At 56.6% G+C, this 3,304-nt stretch carries 1 rRNA gene; it reads right to left on the minus strand.

Annotated elements, in window-relative coordinates:
* A 23S ribosomal RNA gene (locus ABZV38_RS39495) occupies window positions 1–3,016 on the minus strand; the annotation flags it as partial.
* Between the last annotated feature and the right edge of the window lie 288 nt (window positions 3,017–3,304).

Consider the following 3,304-nt stretch of genomic DNA (forward strand, 5'->3'; position numbering starts at 1 on the left):
GGTGGGAATACTCATCTCGAAGCAGGCTTCCCGCTTAGATGCTTTCAGCGGTTATCCTTTCCGAACGTAGCCAACCAGCCATGCCCTTGGCAGGACAACTGGCACACCAGAGGTTCGTCCGTCCCGGTCCTCTCGTACTAGGGACAGCCCTTCTCAATATTCCTACGCGCGCAGCGGATAGGGACCGAACTGTCTCACGACGTTCTAAACCCAGCTCGCGTACCGCTTTAATGGGCGAACAGCCCAACCCTTGGGACCGACTCCAGCCCCAGGATGCGACGAGCCGACATCGAGGTGCCAAACCATCCCGTCGATATGGACTCTTGGGGAAGATCAGCCTGTTATCCCCGGGGTACCTTTTATCCGTTGAGCGACAGCGCTTCCACAAGCCACTGCCGGATCACTAGTCCCGACTTTCGTCCCTGCTCGACCCGTCGGTCTCACAGTCAAGCTCCCTTGTGCACTTACACTCAACACCTGATTGCCAACCAGGCTGAGGGAACCTTTGGGCGCCTCCGTTACTCTTTAGGAGGCAACCGCCCCAGTTAAACTACCCATCAGACACTGTCCCTGATCCGGATCACGGACCCAGGTTAGACATCCAGCACGACCAGAGTGGTATTTCAACGGCGACTCCACAACCACTGGCGTGGCCGCTTCAAAGTCTCCCACCTATCCTACACAAGCCGAACCGAACACCAATATCAAACTGTAGTAAAGGTCCCGGGGTCTTTCCGTCCTGCTGCGCGAAACGAGCATCTTTACTCGTAGTGCAATTTCACCGGGCCTATGGTTGAGACAGTCGAGAAGTCGTTACGCCATTCGTGCAGGTCGGAACTTACCCGACAAGGAATTTCGCTACCTTAGGATGGTTATAGTTACCACCGCCGTTTACTGGCGCTTAAGTTCTCAGCTTCGCCGACCCGAAAGTCAGCTAACCGGTCCCCTTAACGTTCCAGCACCGGGCAGGCGTCAGTCCGTATACATCGCCTTACGGCTTCGCACGGACCTGTGTTTTTAGTAAACAGTCGCTTCTCGCTGGTCTCTGCGGCCACCCCCAGCTCACCGAGTAAATCGGATCACCAGTGATGGCCCCCCTTCTCCCGAAGTTACGGGGGCATTTTGCCGAGTTCCTTAACCATAGTTCACCCGAACGCCTCGGTATTCTCTACCTGACCACCTGAGTCGGTTTAGGGTACGGGCCGCCATGAAACTCGCTAGAGGCTTTTCTCGACAGCATAGGATCATCCACTTCACCACAATCGGCTCGGCATCAGGTCTCAGGCTCATGTGTGACGGATTTGCCTATCACACGCCCTACACCCTTACCCCGGGACTACCACCGCCCGGGCTGGACTACCTTCCTGCGTCACCCCATCGCTTACCTAGTACAAGTCTGGTTCGTCGGCTCCACCACTACCCTCAACTCCGAAGAGATCGGGCCGGCTTCACGGACTTAGCATCGCCTGATTCAGTATTGGGCGTTTCAAAGCGGGTACCGGAATATCAACCGGTTGTCCATCGACTACGCCTGTCGGCCTCGCCTTAGGTCCCGACTTACCCTGGGCAGATCAGCTTGACCCAGGAACCCTTAGTCAATCGGCGCACACGTTTCTCACGTGTGTATCGCTACTCATGCCTGCATTCTCACTCGTGAACCGTCCACAACTCGCTTCCGCGGCTGCTTCACCCGGCACACGACGCTCCCCTACCCATCCGTACTCCCGTTGGGGATACATGTACGAATGACACGACTTCGGCGGTACGCTTGAGCCCCGCTACATTGTCGGCGCGGAATCACTTGACCAGTGAGCTATTACGCACTCTTTCAAGGGTGGCTGCTTCTAAGCCAACCTCCTGGTTGTCTCTGCGACTCCACATCCTTTCCCACTTAGCGTACGCTTAGGGGCCTTAGTCGATGCTCTGGGCTGTTTCCCTCTCGACCATGGAGCTTATCCCCCACAGTCTCACTGCCGTGCTCTCACTTACCGGCATTCGGAGTTTGGCTAAGGTCAGTAACCCGGTAGGGCCCATCGCCTATCCAGTGCTCTACCTCCGGCAAGAAACACACGACGCTGCACCTAAATGCATTTCGGGGAGAACCAGCTATCACGGAGTTTGATTGGCCTTTCACCCCTAACCACAGGTCATCCCCCAGGTTTTCAACCCTGGTGGGTTCGGTCCTCCACGAAGTCTTACCTCCGCTTCAACCTGCCCATGGCTAGATCACTCCGCTTCGGGTCTTGAGCGCGCTACTAAAACGCCCTATTCGGACTCGCTTTCGCTACGGCTTCCCCACACGGGTTAACCTCGCAACACACCGCAAACTCGCAGGCTCATTCTTCAAAAGGCACGCAGTCACGACTGTTGCTCCGAAGAACAACAGCGACGCTCCCACGGCTTGTAGGCACACGGTTTCAGGTACTATTTCACTCCGCTCCCGCGGTACTTTTCACCATTCCCTCACGGTACTATCCGCTATCGGTCACCAGGGAATATTTAGGCTTAGCGGGTGGTCCCGCCAGATTCACACGGGATTTCTCGGGCCCCGTGCTACTTGGGTGTCTCTTAAACGAGCCGTTGATGTTTCAGCTACGGGGGTCTTACCCTCTACGCCGGACCTTTCGCATGTCCTTCGCCTACATCAACGGTTTCTGACTCGTCTCACAGTCGGCAGACTATGAAAAAGAGATCCCACAACCCCGCATGCGCAACCCCTGCCGGGTATCACACGCATACGGTTTGGCCTCATCCAGTTTCGCTCGCCACTACTCCCGGAATCACGGTTGTTTTCTCTTCCTGAGGGTACTGAGATGTTTCACTTCCCCTCGTTCCCTCCACACTGCCTATGTGTTCAGCAGCGGGTGACAGCCCATGACGACTGCCGGGTTTCCCCATTCGGACACCCCCGGATCAAAGCTCGGTTGACAGCTCCCCGGGGCCTATCGTGGCCTCCCACGTCCTTCATCGGTTCCTGGTGCCAAGGCATCCACCGTGCGCCCTTAAAAACTTGGCCACAGATGCTCGCGTCCACTGTGCAGTTCTCAAACAACGACCAGCCACCCATCACCCCACCGTCATCGGTGAGTTCACTGGGGCCGGCAACTGAAGGCAACCTTGCGGCCATACCCTCAGACACCCAACAACGTGCCCGACACGACCGACCATCCCTCACGTTCCACGCCGAAGCAGTACTAGTGAAAAACAACCTGCCGTGCCGAATAGTCAACGTTCCACCCATGAGCAACCACCGTCGAACATTTGCCGACGAAGTGGCCTCTGACCGAGCGAACCCGGTAAGAAG

Source organism: Streptomyces sp. NPDC005181 (assembly GCF_040608395.1).
Taxonomy (GTDB): Bacteria; Actinomycetota; Actinomycetes; order Streptomycetales; family Streptomycetaceae; genus Streptomyces.